General features: G+C 68.1%; 20 protein-coding genes. 5 read left to right on the top strand and 15 right to left on the bottom strand.

Translation table 11 applies throughout. From position 1 onward, the window contains the following. Positions 1-75: 75 nt before the first annotated feature. The 8 genes from uvrD to DFO63_RS11515 form a co-directional block, all read right to left on the bottom strand. Entirely contained in the window at positions 76-2,268 is a 2,193-nt protein-coding gene (gene uvrD, locus DFO63_RS11480; RefSeq protein WP_119006941.1) for a DNA helicase II, read from the bottom strand. A gap of 9 nt (positions 2,269-2,277) precedes the next feature. Next, the gene (locus tag DFO63_RS11485; protein WP_119006942.1) at positions 2,278-3,699 is read right to left on the bottom strand and encodes an FAD/NAD(P)-binding protein; all 1,422 of its coding nucleotides are present in this window, start codon (positions 3,697-3,699) and stop codon (positions 2,278-2,280) included. 45 nt (positions 3,700-3,744) lie between these two features. After that, positions 3,745-5,163 carry a cardiolipin synthase gene (gene cls, locus DFO63_RS11490; RefSeq protein WP_119006943.1) on the bottom strand — a complete coding sequence of 473 codons (1,419 nt, stop codon included), beginning with the start codon at positions 5,161-5,163 and terminating at the stop codon, positions 3,745-3,747. A 125-nt stretch (positions 5,164-5,288) separates the two neighbouring features. Continuing rightward, a complete protein-coding gene (locus DFO63_RS11495; RefSeq protein ID WP_014038959.1) occupies positions 5,289-5,537 on the bottom strand; it encodes a hypothetical protein in 249 nt (82 codons plus the stop codon). 506 nt (positions 5,538-6,043) lie between these two features. After that, on the bottom strand, positions 6,044-6,211 hold the full coding sequence (gene rpmG / locus DFO63_RS11500) for a 50S ribosomal protein L33 (protein ID WP_169411268.1): 168 nt from the start codon (positions 6,209-6,211) through the stop codon (positions 6,044-6,046). 10 nt (positions 6,212-6,221) lie between these two features. Beyond that, positions 6,222-6,458, bottom strand: a complete 237-nt coding sequence (rpmB, locus tag DFO63_RS11505; RefSeq protein ID WP_005411638.1) for a 50S ribosomal protein L28 — start codon at positions 6,456-6,458, stop codon at positions 6,222-6,224. Between the two features lie 249 nt (positions 6,459-6,707). Next, on the bottom strand, positions 6,708-7,217 hold the full coding sequence (gene dnaQ / locus DFO63_RS11510; RefSeq protein WP_006402525.1) for a DNA polymerase III subunit epsilon: 510 nt from the start codon (positions 7,215-7,217) through the stop codon (positions 6,708-6,710). Positions 7,218-7,272: 55 nt separating this feature from the next. Next, complete coding sequence (locus DFO63_RS11515) at positions 7,273-8,166, bottom strand: LysR family transcriptional regulator (RefSeq protein WP_119006944.1); 894 nt, start codon at positions 8,164-8,166, stop codon at positions 7,273-7,275. Between the two features lie 109 nt (positions 8,167-8,275). On the opposite strand from DFO63_RS11515, the gene DFO63_RS11520 reads away from it, so the two are divergent. The 5 genes from DFO63_RS11520 to DFO63_RS11540 all read left to right on the top strand — a co-directional run bounded on the left by DFO63_RS11520 (position 8,276) and on the right by DFO63_RS11540 (position 14,899). Further along, a complete protein-coding gene (locus tag DFO63_RS11520; protein WP_101766320.1) occupies positions 8,276-8,674 on the top strand; it encodes a RidA family protein in 399 nt (132 codons plus the stop codon). Between the two features lie 160 nt (positions 8,675-8,834). Beyond that, positions 8,835-9,167 carry a hypothetical protein gene (locus DFO63_RS11525; protein ID WP_049446947.1) on the top strand — a complete coding sequence of 111 codons (333 nt, stop codon included), beginning with the start codon at positions 8,835-8,837 and terminating at the stop codon, positions 9,165-9,167. Between the two features lie 56 nt (positions 9,168-9,223). Further along, positions 9,224-10,477, top strand: coding sequence for a TolC family protein (locus tag DFO63_RS11530; protein WP_049446945.1), 1,254 nt, complete (start codon positions 9,224-9,226; stop codon positions 10,475-10,477). Further along, positions 10,474-11,679 (top strand): efflux RND transporter periplasmic adaptor subunit, encoded by a 1,206-nt coding sequence (locus DFO63_RS11535; RefSeq protein ID WP_119006945.1) that lies wholly within the window; start codon positions 10,474-10,476, stop codon positions 11,677-11,679. Before DFO63_RS11530 ends, DFO63_RS11535 begins: the two co-directional genes overlap by 4 nt. A 10-nt stretch (positions 11,680-11,689) precedes the next feature. Beyond that, on the top strand, positions 11,690-14,899 hold the full coding sequence (locus DFO63_RS11540) for a CusA/CzcA family heavy metal efflux RND transporter (protein ID WP_119006946.1): 3,210 nt from the start codon (positions 11,690-11,692) through the stop codon (positions 14,897-14,899). Positions 14,900-14,995: 96 nt separating this feature from the next. Here the strand turns inward: DFO63_RS11540 and DFO63_RS11545 are convergent, their stop codons facing one another. The 7 genes from DFO63_RS11545 to DFO63_RS11575 all read right to left on the bottom strand — a co-directional run bounded on the left by DFO63_RS11545 (position 14,996) and on the right by DFO63_RS11575 (position 21,859). Then, entirely contained in the window at positions 14,996-16,768 is a 1,773-nt protein-coding gene (locus DFO63_RS11545) for a DUF885 family protein (protein WP_119007010.1), read from the bottom strand. 337 nt (positions 16,769-17,105) lie between these two features. Further along, a complete protein-coding gene (locus DFO63_RS11550) occupies positions 17,106-17,453 on the bottom strand; it encodes a lipid-A-disaccharide synthase N-terminal domain-containing protein (RefSeq protein ID WP_014038968.1) in 348 nt (115 codons plus the stop codon). After that, entirely contained in the window at positions 17,453-18,175 is a 723-nt protein-coding gene (locus DFO63_RS11555; protein WP_049446937.1) for a glycosyltransferase family 2 protein, read from the bottom strand. The genes DFO63_RS11550 and DFO63_RS11555 overlap by 1 nt, the downstream gene beginning before the upstream one ends. 88 nt (positions 18,176-18,263) lie before the next feature. Continuing rightward, positions 18,264-19,229, bottom strand: coding sequence for an NAD-dependent epimerase/dehydratase family protein (locus DFO63_RS11560; protein ID WP_119006947.1), 966 nt, complete (start codon positions 19,227-19,229; stop codon positions 18,264-18,266). Between the two features lie 51 nt (positions 19,230-19,280). Further along, a complete protein-coding gene (locus DFO63_RS11565) occupies positions 19,281-20,012 on the bottom strand; it encodes a suppressor of fused domain protein (RefSeq protein ID WP_119006948.1) in 732 nt (243 codons plus the stop codon). Between the two features lie 126 nt (positions 20,013-20,138). Next, positions 20,139-21,062, bottom strand: coding sequence for a ParB/RepB/Spo0J family partition protein (locus tag DFO63_RS11570; RefSeq protein WP_008267278.1), 924 nt, complete (start codon positions 21,060-21,062; stop codon positions 20,139-20,141). Next, entirely contained in the window at positions 21,062-21,859 is a 798-nt protein-coding gene (locus DFO63_RS11575) for a ParA family protein (protein WP_005411653.1), read from the bottom strand. The genes DFO63_RS11570 and DFO63_RS11575 overlap by 1 nt, the downstream gene beginning before the upstream one ends. Between the last annotated feature and the right edge of the window lie 28 nt (positions 21,860-21,887).

The raw sequence follows: 21,887 nt of genomic DNA on the forward strand, positions 1-21,887 counted from the left end.
CGGCTGCTTGTGCCGTGAAAAGCAGCCGAGCATGGGCTCGGCTCTACAGGTGTCCCGGCGACCCCTCGACGGTGATCAGATCACCGTCAGGTTGGCGTACGCCATCACCAGCCACTTGCTGCCGGCGTCGGCGAACTCGACCTGCACACGGGCGTGGGCACCGTTGCCTTCGTAGTCGGTCACCATGCCTTCGCCGAACTTGGGATGGGTAACCAGCGCGCCGAGCTTGATCGGCGGTGCCTCGATCGAGGCATGGCCCATCACCCGGCTGGCGCCCATCGAGGCCGGCCGCGAGACCTGCACCTTGGGGCGGACTTCATGCAGCAGCTCGCGCGGGATCTCGCGCAGGAAGCGCGACGGCAGGCTGTAGTTGTCCTGGCCATGGATGCGGCGCGATTCGGCGTAGCTCAGTACCAGTTTCTGGCGCGCGCGGGTGATGCCCACGTAGGCCAGGCGGCGCTCTTCTTCCAGCCGCCCGCTTTCCTCCAGCGAGCGTGCGCTGGGGAACAGGCCTTCTTCCAGGCCGGCCAGGAACACCAGCGGGAACTCCAGGCCCTTGGCCGAGTGCAGGGTCATCAGCTGCACGCCCTCTTCGCCCGCCTGCGCCTGGCCCTCGCCGGCCTCCAGCGCGGCATAGGCCAGGAACGCGACCAGCTCGTCCATGTCCTCGCCCACTTCCTCGATGTCATCGGCGCGGCGCACGAAGCGCGAGGCCACCGAGACCAGTTCGTCGAGGTTGTCAGTGCGCGATTCGGAGTCCAGCGCGTTGCGGCTTTCCTTGCTCCAGTGCTCGCGCAGCTGCGAGCGGGCCAGCACGTGGTCCACGCGCTCGGCCAGGGTCATGTGCAGGGTCTGCGCCTGCAGCTCGTTGACCAGCACCAGGAAGCCGGCCAGCGCGTTGCGTGCACGTGCGGCCAGCGCGCTGTCCTGGGTGACCAGCATGGTCGCTTCCCACAGCGAAATGCCCTGCGCGCGCGCCTCCCGGCGCACTTCGTCCAGCGTGCGGTCGCCGATGCCACGCGTCGGCGTGTTGACCGCGCGCTCGAACGCCGCGTCGTCGTTGCGGTTGGACAGCAGGCGCAGGTAGGCCAGCGCGTCCTTGATTTCGGCACGTTCGAAGAAGCGCATGCCGCCGTATACGCGGTACGGCACCTGTTCGCTCAGCAGCGCTTCTTCCAGCGCGCGCGACTGCGCATTGCTGCGGTAGAGCACGGCCACTTCGGTGTAGCTGCCACCGTCACGCACCCACTGGCGCGCGCGCTCGACGATGTAGCGTGCCTCGTCCATCTCGTTGTACGCCGCGTACAGGTCGATCGGCTCACCGTCGCCGCTGTCGGTCCACAGCTGCTTGCCGATGCGGTCGGGGTTGTGCGCGATTACCGCATTGGCGGCGCCGAGGATGTTGGCGGTGGAGCGGTAGTTCTGTTCCAGGCGGATGGTCTGCGCGCCCGGGAAGTCGCGCAAGAAGCCCTGCACGTTCTCGACCTTGGCGCCGCGCCAGCCGTAGATGGCCTGGTCATCGTCGCCGACCACGAACACGTGGCCGGAATCGCCGGCCAGCACGCGCACGAAGGCGTACTGGATGGCATTGGTGTCCTGGAACTCGTCCACCAGGATTTCGCGGAAACGGGCGCGGTAGTGCGCCAACAGGGCCGGGTTGTCGCGCAGCAGTTCGTGCGCACGCAGCAGCAGCTCGGCGAAGTCGACCAGGCCGGCGCGGTCGCAGCGTGCCTGGTACTCGATGTAGGCCTGGCGCATGGTTTCCAGCCAGGCGTCGTGCGGCTCGGGCTGGATGTGCTGCGGGCGGCGACCTTCGTCCTTCTGCGCGTTGATCCACCACGCGATCTGCTTGGCCGGGTACTTGCCGTCGTCCAGTTCCAGCGCCTGCACCACGCGCTTGACCAGCCGCAGCTGGTCGTCCGAATCCATCACCTGGAAGCCTTCCGGCAGCTTCGCGTCCTGCCAGTGCAGGCGCAGCAGGCGGTTGGCCAGGCCGTGGAAGGTGCCGATCCACATGCCACGGCTGCCATTGGGCAGCTGTGCGTCGATGCGGTGGCGCATTTCGCCGGCCGCCTTGTTGGTGAAGGTCACCGCGAAAATGCCGTGGGTCGGCACGCCATCGACTTCATGCAGCCAGGCGATGCGGTGGGTGAGTACGCGGGTCTTGCCGGAACCGGCACCGGCCAGCACCAGGTGGTGGCCGGGGGGAGCGGAGACGGCTTCGCGCTGGGCCGGGTTCAGGCCATCAAGCAGGTGGGAGACATCCATGCCCCCATTTTACGGCATCGCCGTCGCGGCTCCTGCGACCACCTGGGTTGCCAGTGCGTGCGCCTGCTGACGCAGTTCAGGCACCGCCAGGCTTTCCCACAGGCTGCCGATGCGCAGGCTGCCGAGCACGCCCAGCCGTGCCTGCGGCTGGCCACCGGCCGCACACAGGCGGTCGCCCGGCACCGTGCTGTCCAGGCCCAGCCCGTGCGGGCCGGGGCGGGCCAGCCCATCGGCCTGCAGCTGCTGCAGCAACGGATTGCGCAGCGCGCTGGCACGGGTTTCCACGCCGGTGGCGTTGATCACCCCGCTGATCGTCCACTGCTGTTCATTGCCCGAGGCATCGCGGCCGGACAGCTGCAGCGCATCGCCGTCGCGCCAGACGCGCTGCAGGCGGGACCGGTGGATACGCAGCTGGCCGCTGTCCTGCAGTGTCTGCAGCTGCGCATCCACCTCTTCGGCGATGCGGTGGCGATGCACGTCCCAATAGCGCACCACATGGCGCAGGAAGCGGCGCTGGTCGGCCTCATCGAGGCTGCACCACAACGCCTGCCCGTGCGGGCGGATGCGGTCCATCACGCCCTGCCACGGCAGGCCGTCGGCCTGCGCCTGGCGTGCGAACCCGCGCAATGCGTGCAGGCGCTGGCGCAGGTTCATCGGCAGCAGCGTGGCCGGGTCGAACGTGGGCAGGCCACCATGCGCATGCGGCAACGGCAGCAGGCCATGGCGCGAGATCACGTGCAGCGGGCCGGTGTGGCCGGCGGCGACCAGCGCCAGCACGGTGTCGGCCATGCTCAGGCCGGAGCCGACAATGGCCACGGCCTGTTCACCGGCCAGGGTGCGCACGCCGTCGTAGTCCCAGGCCTCGATCACGTCATCGGCAGGCAGCGCATCGGCACCGGCCACCGGCAGCGGGCGCATGCTGTTGCCGGTAGCCAGCACCGCCTGTGCGGCGTGCAGCGTCTGGCCATCGCCCAGCTGCAGCCGATAACCATGGTCATCCGGCTGCAGGCCCAGCACCGGCTGCGCGATCACCTGCAGCTGCGCCGGGCTGGCTTTGGCGGCGTCCTGCAGGCGCTGCTGCAGGTAGGCCGCGAAGTAGTGGCGGCACACGTAACGCTCGCCCAGCACCTCGCGCGCCTCGCCCGGGTAGGCATCGGCGTCCATCAGGTAGTCGAGGAAATCGCCAGGCTGGTCGGCAAACGCACTCATCTTCGCCGCCGGCACGTTCAGCAGGTGCTCCGGCCACGGCGTGGCATAGGCGATGCCCTGCGCCAGCTGCGAAGCCGGTTCGAAAATGGCCAGCGCCAGCGGCGCCTTGGCCTGGCGCAGTACCTGGATCGCCACCAGCACGCCGGCCGCACCACCACCGATGATTGCCAGGTCCAGTTCGCCATTACGCGGTGAATCAGTCATGTGCCGATTGTAGGCCATCGGCGATGACAGGCCGGATTGCCGAAATGGGCGGCCGGCCTTGCCTCACATCAACGCATCGGCCAAGCGTGCGATGCCTTCGCGGCTGCGCCGCCACGTAGGGCGGCTGCGCCACTGCTGCAGGTCCAGCTGCCGCGACTCGCGCAGGTAGCCGTCCTCGATCGCGCACAGCTGCTGGACCAGCGCGCGGTCGTAGCAGATCAGGCCGATTTCGGCATTCAGCGCGAACGAGCGGATATCCATGTTGATCGAGCCGAGCACGGCGATGTCCTCGTCCACGCTCATGTGCTTGGCGTGCAGGAACTGCGGTTCGTACAGGGCGATGCGCACGCCACAGCGCAGCAGCTCGTCGTAGTACGCCTCCTGCGCCCACGAGGTCAGCCGCTGGTTGTTGCTGGCCGACAGGATCAGCTGCACGTCCACCCCGGACAACGCCGCGATGCGCAGCGCGCTCAGCGTGGCTTCGTCGGGCACGAAGTACGGGGTGACCATCACCAGCCGGCGCCGTGCGAGGTGGATCAGCGCCGCCACCGCATCGCGTGCGTTGCTGTACGGGTAGGCCGGGCCGCTGGGCAGCAGCTGGGTGGCGATGTCGTCGCTGCGCTCGGGCACATCGGCGATCACGTCCAGGCGCTGGCCGGTTTCCATGTACCAGTCGCTGGCGAACACCGCTTCCAGATGCGCCACCGCCGGGCCGCGCACGCGCGCCACCAGCTCGCGGTTCGGGTGGCCGGGCACGAACTGCGGGCCCGCCAGGTTCTGCGAACCGACATAGGCCACTTCGTTGTCGATCACCGCGATCTTGCGGTGGTTGCGCAGGTCCATGCGCCCGCTGCGGCGCCAGCGCAGGCCACCGGGCAGCATCGCGCGCACTTCGATGTCGCGCGCTTCCAGGCGCTTGCGATAGGCACGCAGGCCGCGCTTGGCGCCCACCGCGTCGAGCAGCACGCGGCACTGCACGCCACGCGCCGCTGCGCGCTGCAGGGCCTCGACGATCGCCTCGCCCACCGCGTCGTCGAACATCAGGTAGTACAGCAGGTGCACGCGGTCTTCGGCCTGGTCGATGTCGGCGATCAGCGTGTGCAGTGATTCGTCGTAGTCGGTCAGCAGATCGACGGCGTTGCCGTGCACCGGCATGAAGTCGCCCTGGCGCTGCACCAGCGGTACGATCTCGGCGCTGGCGGTGTCCGGCTGCGGGGCCCAGCGCAGGCGATGCTGCAGCGCCTGTTCCTCGCGGATCACCTGCGAGGCCTCCGCCTGGCGGCGGATACGCTCGCGCGACAGCCACGGGTGGCCGAACAGCAGGTACAGCGGCAGGCCCAGCAGCGGCACGAAGCCGACCAGCAGCAGCCAGCTGCGCGCCGCTCCCGGCGTGGTGCGGGTGGGGATCCAGCACAGCGCGACCAGCCGGATCAGCCAGTCGATCAGCAGCAGATACGAACCCAGCAACCACTCGAACAGCATCGCGTCGCCCGTCGGGAGGTGATGGGCCATTCTGCCCACCGGCCCTTGTAGAGTCGAGCCGCGCTCGACTGCCTTCCGTTCCGACGGCAGAGCAGCCGTGCGTGGGCTCGGCTCTACAGGACGGCTCAATGCCGCACCGGCACCTCGCACAGCTGCCGCACCGATTCGGCGTGGCGGCGGCCGTTGAGCGCCATGCAGGCGATCGCCTGCGCGGCCCGTTCCAGCTGCGCCTCTGGAAGCGGCGACGGCGCGCCGTTGGCCAGCGCGAGGTGGTGGTCGCACAGCAGCAGCGCCATGCCCTCGATGCCTTGCAGCATGCGCTGCAGGCGCAGCCAGCCCAGTTCCAGGTCCTGCCGGTGTGATGGGGTGTTCATGCAACCTCCTTCAACGGATCTGGCCACCGTGAAGGTGGCGGACGATGCGTGGTTGCAATACCGGGAAGCAATCAATCAGCAAACGAACCGGCGGGCGCAAGGCCCCCTCGCACCGTCCGCCATAGAGGCGGATAGATCACCAACCGTCGCCGGAGGGATCTCCGGCGACGGCGGGCGAGTCTACTGATTGATTGACTTCACGGGATTGCAAGCCCGACCGCTGCAACCGCAGCGGCTCGCCATCATGGGCACGGTCACGCCCGTCGTTCCAATCGATTTGAACCGCGCGGAGCACCGGAACCGGTAGGAAGAATCACTTATCGCATTCGGCCCTTCACACCAGGCAGGGCGGCATTGGCGACAGCCTGCGCGGGGACTGCCCCAGTGCCGACCAACGGTCGGCACCCACCGCGGCAATGCAGGAAGTGCCCACCACCCGAATGCCAGACATGAAAAAACCCGCCACAAGGGCGGGTTTCTTCGCGGGGACCAGCAATCCTTGCGGATTACTTGATCTTGCCTTCCTTGTACAGGACGTGCTTGCGCACGACCGGATCGTACTTCAGGAATTCCATCTTCCCCGGGGTGTTCTTCTTGTTCTTGTCGGTCGTGTAGAAGTGGCCGGTACCGGCCGAGGAAATCATACGGACCTTATCGCGCTTGCCTGCCATGATGCTTTACTCCTCAGACCTTTTCGCCGCGCGCACGCAGCTCAGCCAGAACGGAATCAATGCCGTTCTTGTCGATGGTGCGCAGTGCATGCGCGGAAACACGAAGCTTGACCCAGCGGTTCTCGCTGGCCACCCAGAAACGGCGCTCGTGCAGATTCGGCAGGAAACGACGACGGGTCTTGTTGTTGGCGTGCGAGACGTTGTTACCCGTCTGCACTCGCTTGCCGGAAACCTGGCATACGCGGGACATTGCGCACCTCGATAGTAGTAGTTGTCAGCCCGTAGCCCGGGAGACGGCGGCCTCGATGGTTGCCCACCACACGTCAAGAGAATCAAAGGGTTACGCTGGCGTTGGGCGGCCGGGGACGTGTTCCCGGGGGCGCCGCCCGGTAGAAAACCGGACACAGCGAGCCGCGCATTATGCACGGGTTCAAGTACTTGCGCAAGTTACCCACAGGCTGGGGCTGAACGCGACGGCCGCCGGTAGTGCCGGGCCAGTTCAACGCAGATGCGGAATCACCTGAGCCAGCAGATGGGCATCCTTCAACGCGCCGTGCAGGCCGCGGTTGCCGGGAATGCGCAGGCGCTGCAGCACATCATCCAGCTTGTTGCCCTGGCCCGGCCAGCGCCCGCGCGCCAGCTTCAGGCTGCAGGTGATGCGGCAATGCTGGGCCAGCGTGCCGGGGATGCCCGCCAGGCGCAGCTCGTTGTCCAGGAAACCCACGTCGAAGGTGGCGTTGTGCGCGACCATTTCGCTGCCGCGCAGGAAGTCCAGCAGTTCGGCGGCCTTGCTTGAAAACAGTGGCTTGCCCACCAGCATCGCATCGCTGATGCCATGCACGCGCTGTGCGCCCCAATCGACCTTGCGCTGCGGCTGCAGGTAGGTGTGGAACTGGCGGCCGGTCAGCTGGCCATCGATCAGTTCGACGGCACCGATTTCGATCACCCGGTGCCCCAGGCGGTGGGAGATGCCGGTGGTTTCGGTATCCAGTGCGACGATGCGGCTCATCAGGGTGTGCGTTCTCCAGTACGTGCAGCCGGATTTTCGCACGCGACCGATGCACTCACCCCAACGCTTCCACCACCCAATCGATGAACACCCGCAGCCGCTGGCTCATGTGCCGGTTCGGCGGAAACATCACATGCATCGGCATCGGCGGCAGCTGCCAGTCCTGCAGCACCGGCAGCAGCTCGCCACGCGCCACGTGCGGATCGGCCATGTAGCTGGGCAGCGCCACCACGCCCAGCCCCGCCAACGCAGCCGCCAGATAGGCGTTGCCGTCGTCGAAGCCGACCGTGTAGCGGCCCTGCACCTCAACGCGCTCATCGCCGCGCTGCGCGCTGAACATCCGGGCCCGGCCACTGCGCGGGCTGAGGAAGCCGACCATGTGGTGATCGGGCCCTTCCAGCGCGCGCGGGTCGGTCGGCAGGCCGAAACGCTGCACATAGCCCGGGCTGGCGTGGAAACCGATCGGCAGCGCGCCGAGCGGCCGCGCCACCAGTGCCGGGTCGGCCGGGGTGCCGCCGCGGATCACGCAGTCGACGTTGTCGGCGATGACATCGACCTCGCGGTCGCTGACGCCGATATCCAGCTGGATCTCCGGGTAGCGCGCCTGGAAATCCGGCAGCGCCGGCACCAGCCGCAAGCGCGCGTACGGCCCGGGCACATCCACGCGCAGGCGTCCGCGCGGTTGGGTGGCCGCGTCGCCCAGCCCGCCCTCCACCTCTTCCAGCTCGGCCAGCAGGCGGGCGATGCGCGGGTAATAGGCCGCGCCATCGGCGGTGACGCTGACCCGGCGCGTGGTGCGGTTGAGCAGGCGCAGCCGCAGGTGCGCCTCCAGTTGCTGCACCAGCTGGGTGGCCGTGGTGCGGCTGATCTGCAGGGTCTGCGCGGCGCGGGTGAAGCTGCCGGTTTCCACCACCCGGGCAAACGCCCGCATCGCCTCGAAACGGTCCATGGCGGGCCATGATTGTTTGGGATCGGCAATCAATCTAGGCCGATCATCGCGGTTTATCCAGACAGCGCTGGCGCGGAGGATGGGCGTTCTCTCCCACGGGATCTTCCCCATGTCACAGCGTGATGTCGTTTTCCCCGCCGGCCGCCAGGCCTTGTACGAGCGCAACCGCTACTCGCCGGCGATCCGGTCCGATGGCTTCCTGTTCGTCTCCGGCCAGGTCGGCAGCCGCGAGGACGGCTCACCCGAGCCGGATTTTGAAACCCAGGTACGCCGCGCCTTCGAGAATCTCAACGCGGTGCTGGCTGCCGCCGGCTGCACCTTCGATGACGTGGTCGACGTGACCGTGTTCCTGGTCGATCCCGAGAAGAACTTCGAGAAGGCGTGGGCGATCGTGCCCGAGTATTGGGGCGAAGCACCGCACCCGACCCTGACCGGAATCGGCGTGACCTGGCTGTATGGGTTCCAGTTCGAGATCAAGGTGATCGCGAAGCTGCCTGCAGAACGGTAGTGCCGGCCGCTGGCCGGCAGCAAGGTGTCGGGGTCAGAGCCCTTTCCGGAGGAAAGGGATCCGACCCCAGCCCGACCCACCTGAACGGGAGGCTCCGACGGATTCCCGAGGTGGCCATTGATATTGTATCCGGCGAAAACCGCTTGCTAGCCTCCCCTCCATGCGCCGGATCTCCCGCCACCTTCGCTCGTACCTGCTGATGCTGCTGATGGCGGCATTCGTGGTCGTGCCGGTGGCCGACGCGCTGGCCTGCACGGTGGAACCGCACGCCAGCACGGTGCACGTGGAGTCCGCACCGGATTCCGATGGCGATGCCGACGGCAAGCACGTCGGTGCCTGTGGCCACAACCACTGCCACCACTCCAATCTGAGCCTGCCGGCCAGCACCCTCGCTGCCTTCGGTGCGCCACTGCCGGCGCGCTGGATGAATGCCGGCGACGCGGCGACCTATGCGGTCGCCCAGGATGAATTGACGCGTCCTCCCCGGGCGTGAGTTGAGCGCGTCCCGCGATTGCGGGCTCCCGTTTCACTCACAACCGGAATCCCCCTATGTCGATCCTGACACCTCGGTCGCCGCGCGCGGCCGGGCTGGTCGTCGCTGTGCTGCTGGGCCTGGCCCCGGCGGCATCGGTGATGGCGCAAGCCGCCCCTTCCTACGACACCCTGCTTGAACGCCTGGACCAGCTGCCCGGCACCCGCGTCGGTACGGCACTGGCCGAGGCCGCCGACGCGCGCGCCGACCAGGCCCGTGCGTTGCCCAACCCTTCCCTCTCCTACTCCGCCGAGAACGCCTGGGGCACCGGCTCCTATGGCGGCATGGGCAAGGCCGATACCGTGCTCACCCTGTCCCAGCCGCTGGAGGTCTGGGGCCAGCGTGGCGCGCGTGTCCGTGCCGCCCGTGCCGAGGCACAGGCCGCCAACCTGCGTGGTGCCCAAAGCCGCAGCGACGTGGCCAGCCAGCTGGCGGTGGTCTACGCACAGGCGGAAAGTGCACTGCGCCGCTACGCCCTGGCCGAAGAGGCGCTGACCCTCACCCGCGATGACGCCAATGCGGTCAACGCGATGGTCAAGCAGGGCCGCGAACCGCAGCTGCGCGCGGTGCAGGCGCAGAGCGAAGTGGCCAATGCCAGCGCTGCGCTGGATGAGGCGCAGGCATTCCGCGACGCCGCACTGGCCCGCCTGGCCGGTGCCGCGCTGCTGGATGCGCCGGTGCAGTCGATCGACAACAGTCTGCTCGACCGTGCCCCGCCGCTGCCGCGTGGCGCCACCGACGTGGCGCTGGCGGTGCGCATCGCTGAAGCCGAAGCCGATGCGGCCGGCAAGCTGGTCGAGGTGGAGCGCAAGCGCGCCCTGCCCGATCTGAGCGTCACCGCCGCGCAGACCCGTTTCCGCGAAGGCGGCGAGCGTGCCTACAACCTCGGGGTCAGCCTCAGCATCCCGCTGTTCGACCGCAACCGCGGTGGCATCCGCGCCGCCAATGCCGACCAGCGCGCGGCCGAGGCACGCCTGGACCAGCAGCGCCGCGACAGCGAGGCCGAACGCCTTTCCGCCGTGGCCGGGCTGAAGGCGGCCGGCAGCCGTACCCGCGCCGCCGATGAAAGCGTGGTCGCCGCCGAAGAGGCGTATCGCCTCGCACGCGTCGGCTTCGATGCCGGACGCATCTCGCAGCTGGAACTGCGCAGCACGCGCAGCGCCCTCATCGCCGCCCGCGGCACCGCCGTGGATGCGCGCCTGTCGCGCGTCGGCGCCGAAATCGATCTTGCCCGCCTTGAAGGGCGCGCACCTTTTGTGGAGGCCAAATGACTCTCTCCCGTACTTTCCCGCTGATCGGCGGCGTGCTGCTGACCGTCCTGCTGGCCGGCTGCGCCGGCAATGCGCAGACGCCTGCCAATGAAGACCCGGCTGCGGCCAAGGCGGGCACCGACGATGGCCACGGCCATGCCGCCGACAGCAAGGAAGCCAAGGCGGAAACCACCAAGGCCCCCGCCGACGCCGATGAAGGCGTGGTGCAGCTGACCCCGGAACAGATCAAGGCGTCCGGTATCGAGGTGGTCGCCATCGGTCGCGGTGGCGGTGGCTCGACGCGCCTGTCCGGACGGGTCGAGCCGTCGGTGGGCGCACGCGCGTCGGTGGCGTCCACGGTGACCGGCCGCGTCGAACGCGTGCTGGTCGCGCCGGGCACGGCGGTGAAGCAGAACCAGGCGCTGGCCATCGTGGTCAGCGGTGAGGCCGCGGTGTTCCGCGCCAATGCGCTGGCCGCCTCGGCCGAAGCCGAAGCCGCGCGCCTGGCCTATGGTCGCGACAAGGCGCTGGTCGACCAGGGCGTGGTCGCGCGCCAGGAACTGGAGGCCTCGCGCGCCCGCTCGTTGGCGGCACAGGCCCAGGCCGCTGCCGCGCAGGCCCAGGCTGCTGCCAACGGTGCGCCCGATGCCAGTGGCCGCGTGCGCATCACCAGTCCGGTGGCCGGCATCGTCGGCAACGTGCAGGTCACCCCGGGCGGGGTGGTCGCCGCCGGCAGCGCGGTGGCCGATGTCGCCGATCCGGCGATGAACGAACTGGTGTTCACCGCGCCGCCCGCGCTGGCCGCACAGGTCACGCCCGGCATGAAGCTGGAAGTGAGCGTGCCGGGTGGCAGCTTCACCGCCACCGTCACCGGTTCGGCCGCCGATGTGCGCCAGCAGGGCGGCGTCGCGGTGATCCGCGCCACGCCAGTGGACGCTTCGCTGCCGCCGGCCGGTTCGCCGGTTTCGGCGGTGGTGGTCACCGAGGGCCAGGACGGTTCGCTCAGCGTGCCCGCCGATGCGGTGCAGAACGTCGATGGCAGCAGTGCGGTGTTCGTCGCCGTCGACGGCGGCTTCAAGGCGCAGCCGGTGCTGGCCGGGCGCCGTGCCGGCGACCGCATCGAGATCCTCGGTGGACTGACCGGCAACGAGCGCATCGTCGGTGCCAACGCCTTCCTGCTCAAGGCCGAACTGGCCAAGGGCGAAGCCGAGCACGGCCACTGAGGAGGCGACCATGTTCAAGCTGATCATTGAAACAGCGGTGCGCCACCGCTGGCTGGTGGTGTTCATGGCGGCGCTGATCGCTGCCGTGGGCCTGTTCCAGCTGGGCAAGCTGCCGATCGACGCGGTGCCGGACATCACCAACCGCCAGGTGCAGATCAACACGGTGGCACCAGCGCTGACGCCCGAACAGATCGAGCGGCAGGTGACCTATCCGCTGGAAACCGCGCTGGCCGGCATTCCCGGCCTGACCACCACGCGTTCGCTGTCGCGCAATGGCTTCTCGCAGGTCACCGCGATCTTCACCGATGCGACCGACATCTACTTCGCGCGCCAGCAGGTGGCCGAACGCATGCGCGAGGCATCCGAAGACCTGCCCGATGGCGCGTCGCCGATGCTGTCGCCGGTCACCACCGGCCTCGGCGAAGTGCTGATGTGGACCGTGGACTTCACCACGTTCGATCCGGCCAGGCTGGCCAAGCCCGGTGAAGCGGGCTGGCAGGCCGGCGAGGTCTACCGCACGCCGGAAGGCAACCTGCTGCGCACGCCGGAAGAACGTGCCACCTACCTGCGTACCGTGCAGGACTGGATCATCGCGCCGCAGATGCGTTCCAGCCCGGGGCTGGCCGGCGTCGATACGGTCGGCGGCTACGTCAAGGAATACGGCGTGCATCCGGACAGCGCCCGGCTGGCCGCGCACGGCCTCGGCCTGGCCGATCTGGTCACTGCCCTGCAGCGCTCCAACGTGCAGGCCGGTGCCGGTTTCGTGCAGCGTGCCGGCGAAGGCCTGGTGGTGCGTGCTGACGGCCTGGCGCTGACCACCGAGGATCTGGCACAGGCCCCGGTGGCTACCCGCAATGGCGTGGTGGTGCGCGTGGCCGATGTGGCCGAGGTCGAGCTGAGCCGCGCGCCGCGCCTGGGTGCGGCCAGCCGCAACGGCCACGAAGCCGTGCTGGGCACCGCGCTGATGATCGCCGGTGGCAACAGCCGCACCGTGGCCCAGGCCGCGGCCGCGCGCCTGGAACAGGTGAACAAATCGCTGCCGGCCGACATCGTGGCGGCACCGGTGCTGGACCGCAGCGTGCTGGTCAATTCCACCATCAAGACCGTGGCCAAGAACCTCACCGAGGGCGCGCTGCTGGTGGTGGTGGTGCTGTTCCTGCTGCTGGGCAACCTGCGTGCGGCAACGATCACCGCGCTGGTGATTCCGCTGTCGTTCCTGTTCGCAGTGATCGGCATGAACCGCTTCGGCATCAGCGGCAACCTGATGAGCCTGGGTGCGCTGGACTTCGGCATCCTGGTGGACGGTGCGGTGATCGTGGTCGAGTCGACGCTGCTGATGCTGGGTCAGCGCCGCGCCGAACTGGGCCGTGCGTTGACCGCGATGGAACGCCTGCGCGTGGCCGCCGATTCGGCCATGAAGATGGCACGCCCTGCAGCCTTCGGCCAGCTGATCATCCTGCTGGTGTTCGCGCCGATCCTTACTCTGGAAGGCGTGGAGGGCAAAACGTTCCACCCGATGGCAGCCACCTTCATGCTGGCCCTGGTCGGTGCCTTCATCTTCTCCTTCACCTTCGTGCCGGCGATGGCCGCGCTGCTGGTGCGCGAGCCGAAGGTCAAGGACGGCGATGCGCATACCGATGATGGCGAGCACGAGACGAAGCTGATCCGCGTGCTGCGTGCGCGCATCGAGCCGGTGGTGCGCAAGGCCGTGACCTATCCGCGCACGGTGCTGGCCGGTGCGGTGATGATGGTGGTGGTGGGCATCGGCTCGTTCTCGCTGCTGGGCCGCGAGTTCATGCCGACGCTGGACGAAGGCAACGTGGCGATGCAGGCCCTGCGCGTGCCATCGACCTCACTTGAGCAGTCGCTGGCGATGCAGCTGGCACTGGAAAAGGCAATCGCCAAGCAGCCGGAAGTGGAGACCGTGTTCTCGCGCACCGGTACCGCCGAGGCGGCCATCGACCCGATGCCGACCAACATCTCCGACAGCGTGATCGTGCTGAAGCCACGCAAGGACTGGCCGGATCCGAAGCTGGGCAAGGACGCGCTGGTGGCACGCTTCGAAACGCTGGCCGGGCAGCAGCTGGGCAACAGCTTCGAGTTCAGCCAGCCGATCGAGCTGCGCTTCAACGAGCTGATTTCCGGCGTGCGTACCGACCTGGCGGTGATGATCTTCGGCGATGACTTCAGCCAGTTGCAGAAGGTGGCCGACCAGGTGGCGCTGAAGCTGCGCGCGGTGGAGGGCGCGGCCGATGTGCGGGTGGAGCAGATCTCTGGCCTGCCCACGCTCAACGTGGCCATCGACCACGTGGCAGCGGCACAGTACGGGCTGACCGCCGCGGACGTGAGTGATGCGCTGTCCACCGGCATTGGTGGCACGGCGGCCGGCAAGATCTTCGAGGGTGACCGCCGCTTCAACGTGGTCGTGCGCCTGGACGATGCCTCGCGCAACGATCCGGACCAGCTCGCTTCACTGCCGATCGCTACACCGTCGGGGCTGGTGATTCCGCTGTCGTCGGTCGCGCGCATCACGGTCAGCGAAGGGCCGAACCAGATCAGCCGCAACAATGGCAGCCGCCGCGTGGTGGTGCAGGCCAACGTGCGTGGCCGCGACCTGGGCGGTTTCGTCGGCGAGGCGCAGGCTGCAGTGGCCGACGTGGCACTGCCGCCGGGTGCCTACCTGACCTGGGGTGGCCAGTTCGAGAACCTGCAGCGCGCGGAGAAGCGGCTGGCGACGGTGGTGCCGGTGGTGTTCCTGCTGATCGGCAGCCTGCTGTTCATGGCCCTGCGCAGCGGCAAGGAAGCCATTCTGGTGTTCAGCTGCGTGCCGCTGGCACTGGTCGGCGGCATCCTCGCGCTGCTGCTGCGTGGCATGCCGTTCTCGGTGTCGGCGGCGGTCGGCTTCATCGCCGTCTCCGGCGTGGCGACCTTGAATGGCCTGGTGCTGATGCAGGCGATCCGCGAACGTCTGGACGCCGGCGACCTGCCGCTGCAGGCGGCGATCAACGGTGCCTCAAGTCGCATCCGCGCGGTGCTGACCACGGCACTGGTGGCGATCGTCGGCTTCATTCCGATGGCAATCGCCAGCGGTTCCGGTGCCGAGGTGCAGAAGCCGCTGGCGACGGTGGTGATCGGTGGCCTGATCACCGCCACCGTGCTGACCCTGCTGGTGCTGCCGACCTTCGCGGCACGGGTGGCCAAGCCAAGGGCGGTGGGGTGAGGTGATGCCGGGGTCGGAGCCCTTTCCGTGGGAAAGGGATCCGACCCCATGACCGGGTCGGATTGCCGGCCAGCGGCCGGCACTACCTTGGAACGGTCAGGCCTTCTTGCGTTCGGCGATGTAGGCCTGGATCTGCTGTTCCAGCACCGGCAGCGGCACCGAGCCCTGCTTGAGCAGGGTGTCGTGGAAACCCTTGATGTCGAACTTGTCGCCCAGCTCCTTCTCGGCCTGCGCACGCAGGCGAACGATGGCGATCTCGCCCAGCTTGTAGCTCAGCGCCTGGCCCGGCCAGGAAATGTAGCGGTCCACTTCGGTGGTCACTTCATGTTCGCTCAATGCGGTGTGGTCACGCAGGTAGGCCAGTGCCTGCTCGCGGGTCCAGCCCTTGCTATGCACACCGGTGTCGATCACCAGGCGCGCAGCGCGCCACATCTCGTAGGTCAGGCGGCCGAAATCCTCGTACGGGGTTTCGTAGATGCCCATCTCCACGCCCAGCTTCTCGCAGTACAGCGCCCAGCCTTCGCCATAGGCGGAGATGTAGGCGTTGCGGCGGAACTCGGGCAGGTTCTTCTGCTCGGCGGCGATCGCGCCCTGCAGCGAGTGGCCCGGATCGGATTCGTGCAGGGTCAGTGCCGGCAGGTTGTACAGCGGGCGCGACGGCAGGTTGTAGGTGTTGAGCCAGTAGGTGCCCATGCCACCACGGCCAGCGGTCCAGAACGGTGCGATGTCCTGCGGCACCGGCACGATGGTGAAGCGCGCACGTGGCAACGTCATGTACTTGCCGAGCTGGCCATCGGCCCGCTTGGAGATCCACGCGGCGCGCGACAGCAGCTCTTCCGGCGTCTTGGCATAGAACTGCGGATCAGTGCGCAGGAAGGTCAGGAACTCGGCGAAGCTGCCCTTGAACTTCACCTGCTTGATGATGTCGTTCATTTCCTTCTGGATGCGCTCGACCTCACCCAGGCCGATGCGGTGGATCTCGTCCGGCGACAGGTCCAGCGTGGTGTATTCGTGGATCTGCTGCTTGTAGTACGCCTTGCCATCAGGCATCGCTTCGGCGGCCAGGGTGGTACGCGCCTGCGGCACGTATTCGTTGACGAAGAAGGTGCGCAGCTGCTGGAACGCCGGCACGACCTTGCCGCTGATCGCCGCACGCGCCTGCGCCTGCAGCCTGGCCTGTTCGGCCGCCGGGATGCTGTTGGGCAACTTCTTGAACGGCGCGTACAGCGGCGATTCGGTCGGGTCCTTCAGTTCGGCAACGGTGGCGATGGACACCTCGCGACCATCGAGCACGGCACGCGGCACGCTGAAGCCACGCTTCAGGCCGGCGCGCATGTTCTCGGTCTGCTGGCCGAAGTAGCGCGGCACATCATTCAGGCGGGCGATGTAGTTCTGGTAGTCCTGCGCGGTCTTCATCTCGCGCCGGGCCATGAAGGACAGGTTGGACCAGAACGAGGAGTCGGCGTTGAACGGCATCTCGTAGCCGCGCAGGCGCGTCTCTTCGGCCAGGTTGAACACCTGGTCGTGGTAGATCGCGTAGTTGACCTGGTTGTCGGGCGACAGGGTCTTCGGGTCGATCTTCTTCAGCGCGGCCAGGGTCTCGTCCCACACCTTCAGGCGCGCCTGCTGCGCGGCCGGGCCGATGTCGGGCATGCGGGTGGCGTTGGCCGGGGCGTCCTCGTCCTCGCTGGCTTCACCGCCACCCTGCTGGCGCCACTTCCATTCCTTCTCGTACAGCGCGCGGAAGGCGGCGTCGGCGGGCGATTCAGTGGCCACGCTGGCCGGTGCGGCGGTGGCGGGCGGCGCGGCCAGGGCCACGGCGGGGGCGGACAGGGCGATCAGCAGGGCAACGGCAAGACGGGTTTTCACGAGCACAGGTTCCCGGGAAGGCAGACCCCGATCATGGCACCGCCCACGGCCCGTGGCATGGGACGAAGGTCCTGCCTGCAACGCAGGCAGGACCGGGAACCGGCCGCAGGCCGGGGCCCCAGCGCCGAAGGCGCGTGGTAGAGCCGACTGTCAGTCGGCTGCTCTTCCGCCAGATGTAGCAAACCCCGCGCTTCGCGCGAAAGTCGACTCTACCCACAGCAGGCAGGACCCGGCACGGCCGCCGGACATGCAACAGAGCCACGCCATGCGTGGATGCGCCGGCGATCCGGACGGGGTCAGAGCCCTTTCCTGCGGAAAGGGATCCGACCCCACAGCCTCAGTGGCTGGCCTTGTCCCGCTTCCAGCCCCGGTGCTTGATGTCCAGGTGCAGGCTGTACAGCGCGGTGAACGCCGGGAACAGGTTCTGCAGCACGCCCACCGAGTCCTGCTTGGCCGAGAACAGGAAGTAGCTCAGCGTCATCAGGCTGCCGATCACGCTCATGTACCAGAACAGGCGCGGGATCACCGGCTTGCCGGCGCGCTTGGAGGCGATGAACTGGACCAGCCAGCGGCCGCCGAACATCAGTGCGCCGGTATAGCCGATCAGCTTCCAGCCGGTCACATGCAGGCCGGTCCAGTACAGCCAGGTCAGCGGCTGGTCGAGCCAGTGCAGCTCCAGGCCCATCACCGCTCTTCCACCGCGGTGCGCTTGCTGCGGGTGATCAGCCAGGCCACGCCGCGCAGGTCACGGATGCCGACCAGCGCGCGCCCGAGGTTGTTGTACTTGGACACGCCGGCGGTGCGGTGGCGGTGGTTGACCGGCACGCTGGTGGTCTTCCAGCCGGCGCGCTGCATCAGCGCCGGCAGGTAGCGGTGCATGTGGTCGAAGTACGGCAGGTCGAGGAACGCACTGCGCTCGAACAGCTTGATGCCGCAGCCGGTGTCGGGCGTATCGTCGCGCAGCATGCGCGCGCGGATGCGGTTGGCCCAGCGGCTGGCCCAGCGCTTGCTGCCGCTGTCCTGGCGGTTGACGCGCCAGCCGGCAAACAGCTTCACCTGCGCCTCGGCAGCATCGCGCGCTGCCAGCAGCTTGGGAATATCGGCCGGATCGTTCTGGCCATCACCATCCAGGGTGGCGATCCACGGCGCCCGCGCATGCTTGACGCCGGTGCGCACCGCGGTGCTCTGCCCGCTCTGGTTCACATGGTGCAGCACGCGCAGTTCCGGGGTGGTTGCCTTCAGCCCCTGCAGCACCGCCAGGGTGTCATCGCGCGAGTGATCGTCGATGTAGACGATCTCGAACGGCAGCCGGCCACGCAGCGCAGCGGTGATTTCGGCGACCAGCGGGGCGACGTTGTCGCGCTCGTTGAATACGGGGACGACAACGGAAAGCTCGGGTTGGCTCATGGGGGACTCGGCCAAGGGGGACAAAGACCGCGCATTCTCCGCAGCCGAGGTTATCCGAAGATGAACCCGGCCGCGTGAGGATCACTGCTCAGGCGCGGTCGCCAAAATACTCGCGGCACCATTCCACGACGGGGGGCAGCCCCTCTTCGATCGGGGTCACCGCATCGAAGCCGAAGGCGTCGTGCGCGCGCCGGGTGTCCGCCATCGTGCGCACCATGTCGCCGGGCTGCATGGGCTTGTAGACCTTCTGCGCGGGGCGGCCGGCGGCCTGCTCGATGACGCTGATGAAGCGCTCCAGCTCGACCGGCGTATGGTTGCCGAGGTTGAACACCCGGTGCGGCACCGGACCGTCGGCCGGATGCGCGAGGGCGCCGAGGATACCCGACACGATGTCGGAAATATGTGTGAAGTCGCGCTGCATGCGGCCTTCGTTGAACACGTCGATCGGCCGCCCGGCCAGCACCGCACGCGAGAACAGCAGCGGTGCCATGTCCGGCCGGCCCCACGGGCCATACACGGTGAAGAAACGCAGGCCGGTGGCGTGCAGGCCATACAGCTGCGCGTAGGTGTAGGCCATCAGCTCGTTGGCGGCCTTGGTCGCCGCGTACAGCGAGCGCGGCTGGTCAACGCGCTGGTCCTCGGAGAACGGCGGCGTGGCCGAATCACCGTAGACCGAGCTGCTGGAGGCATACACCAGATGCTGCACGCCACGGTGGCGACACAGCTCGAGCATGTTAACGAAGCCGACAAGGTTGCTGTCGACGTAGGCATGCGGGTTTTCCAGCGAATAGCGCACGCCGGCCTGAGCGGCCAGATGGATCACCGCCGTCGGCTTCACTTCGTCGAACAGCGCGGCCAGACCCTCGCGGTCGGTCAGGTCGAGGGTGCGCAGGTCCAGGGTCGGGCACAGTGCGGCCACACGGTCGCGCTTGATCTGCGGGTCGTAGTAGTCGTTGAAATTGTCCAGGCCGACCACCGGCTGGCCCGCCTCCAGCAGCGCGCGGGCGGTGTAGGCACCGATGAAGCCGGCAGCGCCGGTGAGCAGGATGGTCATTGCAGTTGCCTGGAAATCAATGAGTACAGGTGCAGAGGATACGCTGCGGACTCAGAACAGCCCGAAACGCTTCCTGGCCACGTTGGTGCGGCCGGGTTCGATCACGTCCTGGATCTTCTTCGCATCGAAGCGGTCGAGCAGCGCCTCGGCGCCCTTCTTCAGCTTCAGATCCATCTCTTCCGGATACAGCGGAACCAGGGTCATGAAGCTGATGGTCTTGCCGTCGTCCAGTTCCAGCGTGGCGAATTCTTCCGGGGCAGTCACCGGTGGAAGCACGATGGCACCGTCGAAACCCACGCCCGGCGCATAGGGCTCGCTGGGATGGCCGTTGGGAATGGTGTGGCCGAAGCCCAGCCAGGTGTCGTACTCGTGCGGCAGCCGCGCCATGCCCTTCAGCAGGCGCACCGGCCAGTAGTTGCGTTCGTCCTCGAAGGCGTCCTGCGTGATCGGCCAGTCGGCCGGCAGGGTCACCATCAGCTCCATGTAGCGCGGCACGTCCGCGTCCACCTCGGCGGGCACGGTCATCGGCAGGTCGCTCATGCCGGAGGTGACCAGGCGCAGGTACGGGAACTGGTCATTGGCCGGTACCACGTGCACGTCGATGTGCACCAGGTCGGAGATGATCTCGTGGAAGACACCGGACACCGGGCCCAGATGGCGCTCGATGTGCGCGCCGATCGCCTCGATGTGTTCTTCGCCCTGCGGCGGGGTGAAATCCTTCTGGCGGCTGTGCACCAGGATCGGGCTGCCGCCCGGGCTGACGTCGTCGAATGCGTTGCTCATGTCCTGCTCCCTGGATGAGGCCACGGGCCGGAAGGCAGTACATCCCACGGCGCGCGCGGCGGTGCGTTCCCTGTCATTCGCGGGACACGGCAGGAACGGGCCGCGCCCCCTGTCACTGCGCCGGGCTCAGCCCTGGCGCGTGCGCAGCTTTTCCAGCACGCCGTCCAAGGTATCCAGGTCGGTGTAGTGGATGATCAGCTTGCCCTTGCCGCCGCGACCATGGTTGATCGCCACCTTGGCCCCCAGGGCTTCGGACAGCTCGGTTTCCAGCGAGGCGATGTCGGCCTGCTGCACCTTCGGCGTGGCCACCGGGCGGTTGCTCGGCACCTTGCCGGCGGCGAAGGCCTGCGCACGGCGCTCGACTTCGCGCACCGACCAGCCTTCATCGGCCGCTTCCTGCGCCAGCTTGCCGGCCAGCTCGGGGGCCAGGGTCAGCAGCGCACGGGCGTGGCCCATTTCCAGGCGACGGGTTTCCAGCAGCAGGCGGATCGCCACCGGCAGCTCCAGCAGGCGCAGCAGGTTGGACACCGCCGCGCGCGAGCGGCCGACGGCCTCGGCGGCCTCGGCATGGGTCAGGGTGAACTCGCTGATCAGGCGCTGCAGCGCCTCGGCTTCTTCCAGCGGGTTGAGGTCTTCGCGCTGGATGTTCTCGATCAGCGCCATCGCGATGACGGTGCGGTCTTCCAGCTCGCGCACCACCACCGGCACTTCGTCCAGGCCGGCCAGCTGCGATGCGCGCCAGCGGCGTTCGCCGGCAACGATTTCGTAGTTGCCCGCCGGCAGCTGGCGCACCAGGATCGGCTGGATCACGCCCTGCGACTTGATCGAGTCGGCCAGCTCGGACAGCTTGCCCTCGTCCATCTCGCGGCGCGGCTGGTACTTGCCCGGCTGCAGCTGGCCCACGGCCAGCTTGCGCAGCACTTCACCCGGCAGCGGCTCGATCACCGCGGTGGTGGCCTGCACCTGGCTGACCGCACCCTTGGGACCCAGCAGGGCATCCAGGCCACGGCCGAGGCCTCGCTTCTTGGCTGCCGGCTTGCTGCTGGTCATCAGACGGTCTCCACGGCCTTGGCGGCCTTGTTGCGTTCGTTGTTGCGGCGGATGATCTCGCCGGCCAGGCCCAGGTAGGCCACGCCACCGCGCGAGGCGCGGTCATAGCCGACGATGCTCTGGCCATGGCTGGGCGCCTCGGCCAGGCGCACGTTGCGCGGCACGATGGTGCGGAACACGCGGTCGCCGAAGTGCTCGGTGAGCTCGGCCGAGACCGCGTTGGCCAGGTTGTTGCGCACGTCGAACATGGTGCGCAGCACGCCTTCGATCTCCAGCGCCGGGTTCAGGCTGGTGCGCAGCGCCTCGATGGTTTCCACCAGCGCGCTCAGGCCTTCCAGCGCGTAGTACTCGCACTGCATCGGCACGATCACCGAGTCGGCGGCGGCCAGCGCGTTGAGCGTCAGCAGCGACAGCGCCGGCGGGCAGTCGATCAGGATGTAGTCGTACTCGTCGCGGATCGGCGCCAGCGCGCGCTTCAGGCGCTGCTCGCGCTCGCTCTGGCCCATCAACTGGATCTCGGCGGCGGTCAGGTCGATGTTGCCGGGCAGCAGGTCGTAGCCCTCGGCAGTCTGCACGCGCACATCGGCGGCGCTGTTCTCGCCGAGCAGCAGGTCACAGGTGGAGGCGGCCAGCTCTCGTTTGTCCACGCCACTGCCCATGGTCGCGTTGCCCTGCGAATCCAGGTCGACCAACAGCACGCGCTTGGGTGCGTTGGCCAGGGAAGCGGCCAGGTTGACGGCGGTCGTGGTCTTGCCGACGCCACCCTTCTGGTTGGCGATGGCGATGATGCGGGCCATGCGGGTGTGCCTCGTCGACGTGTGCTGG

It is taken from the genome of Stenotrophomonas sp. AG209 (genome assembly GCF_003550055.1).
GTDB lineage: Bacteria > Pseudomonadota > Gammaproteobacteria > Xanthomonadales > Xanthomonadaceae > Stenotrophomonas.

What these genes read in the sequence shown, in the direction of transcription:
- uvrD (WP_119006941.1), bottom strand. Translation starts at nt 2,268, where the DNA reads ATGGATGTCTCCCACCTGCTTGATGGCCTGAACCCGGCCCAGCGCGAA.
- DFO63_RS11485 (WP_119006942.1), bottom strand. Translation starts at nt 3,699, where the DNA reads ATGGCCTACAATCGGCACATGACTGATTCACCGCGTAATGGCGAACTG.
- cls (WP_119006943.1), bottom strand. Translation starts at nt 5,163, where the DNA reads ATGCTGTTCGAGTGGTTGCTGGGTTCGTATCTGCTGCTGATCGACTGG.
- DFO63_RS11495 (WP_014038959.1), bottom strand. Translation starts at nt 5,537, where the DNA reads ATGAACACCCCATCACACCGGCAGGACCTGGAACTGGGCTGGCTGCGC.
- rpmB (WP_005411638.1), bottom strand. Translation starts at nt 6,458, where the DNA reads ATGTCCCGCGTATGCCAGGTTTCCGGCAAGCGAGTGCAGACGGGTAAC.
- dnaQ (WP_006402525.1), bottom strand. Translation starts at nt 7,217, where the DNA reads ATGAGCCGCATCGTCGCACTGGATACCGAAACCACCGGCATCTCCCAC.
- DFO63_RS11515 (WP_119006944.1), bottom strand. Translation starts at nt 8,166, where the DNA reads ATGGACCGTTTCGAGGCGATGCGGGCGTTTGCCCGGGTGGTGGAAACC.
- DFO63_RS11520 (WP_101766320.1), top strand. Translation starts at nt 8,276, where the DNA reads ATGTCACAGCGTGATGTCGTTTTCCCCGCCGGCCGCCAGGCCTTGTAC.
- DFO63_RS11525 (WP_049446947.1), top strand. Translation starts at nt 8,835, where the DNA reads ATGCGCCGGATCTCCCGCCACCTTCGCTCGTACCTGCTGATGCTGCTG.
- DFO63_RS11530 (WP_049446945.1), top strand. Translation starts at nt 9,224, where the DNA reads ATGTCGATCCTGACACCTCGGTCGCCGCGCGCGGCCGGGCTGGTCGTC.
- DFO63_RS11535 (WP_119006945.1), top strand. Translation starts at nt 10,474, where the DNA reads ATGACTCTCTCCCGTACTTTCCCGCTGATCGGCGGCGTGCTGCTGACC.
- DFO63_RS11540 (WP_119006946.1), top strand. Translation starts at nt 11,690, where the DNA reads ATGTTCAAGCTGATCATTGAAACAGCGGTGCGCCACCGCTGGCTGGTG.
- DFO63_RS11550 (WP_014038968.1), bottom strand. Translation starts at nt 17,453, where the DNA reads ATGGGCCTGGAGCTGCACTGGCTCGACCAGCCGCTGACCTGGCTGTAC.
- DFO63_RS11555 (WP_049446937.1), bottom strand. Translation starts at nt 18,175, where the DNA reads ATGAGCCAACCCGAGCTTTCCGTTGTCGTCCCCGTATTCAACGAGCGC.
- DFO63_RS11560 (WP_119006947.1), bottom strand. Translation starts at nt 19,229, where the DNA reads ATGACCATCCTGCTCACCGGCGCTGCCGGCTTCATCGGTGCCTACACC.
- DFO63_RS11565 (WP_119006948.1), bottom strand. Translation starts at nt 20,012, where the DNA reads ATGAGCAACGCATTCGACGACGTCAGCCCGGGCGGCAGCCCGATCCTG.
- DFO63_RS11570 (WP_008267278.1), bottom strand. Translation starts at nt 21,062, where the DNA reads ATGACCAGCAGCAAGCCGGCAGCCAAGAAGCGAGGCCTCGGCCGTGGC.
- DFO63_RS11575 (WP_005411653.1), bottom strand. Translation starts at nt 21,859, where the DNA reads ATGGCCCGCATCATCGCCATCGCCAACCAGAAGGGTGGCGTCGGCAAG.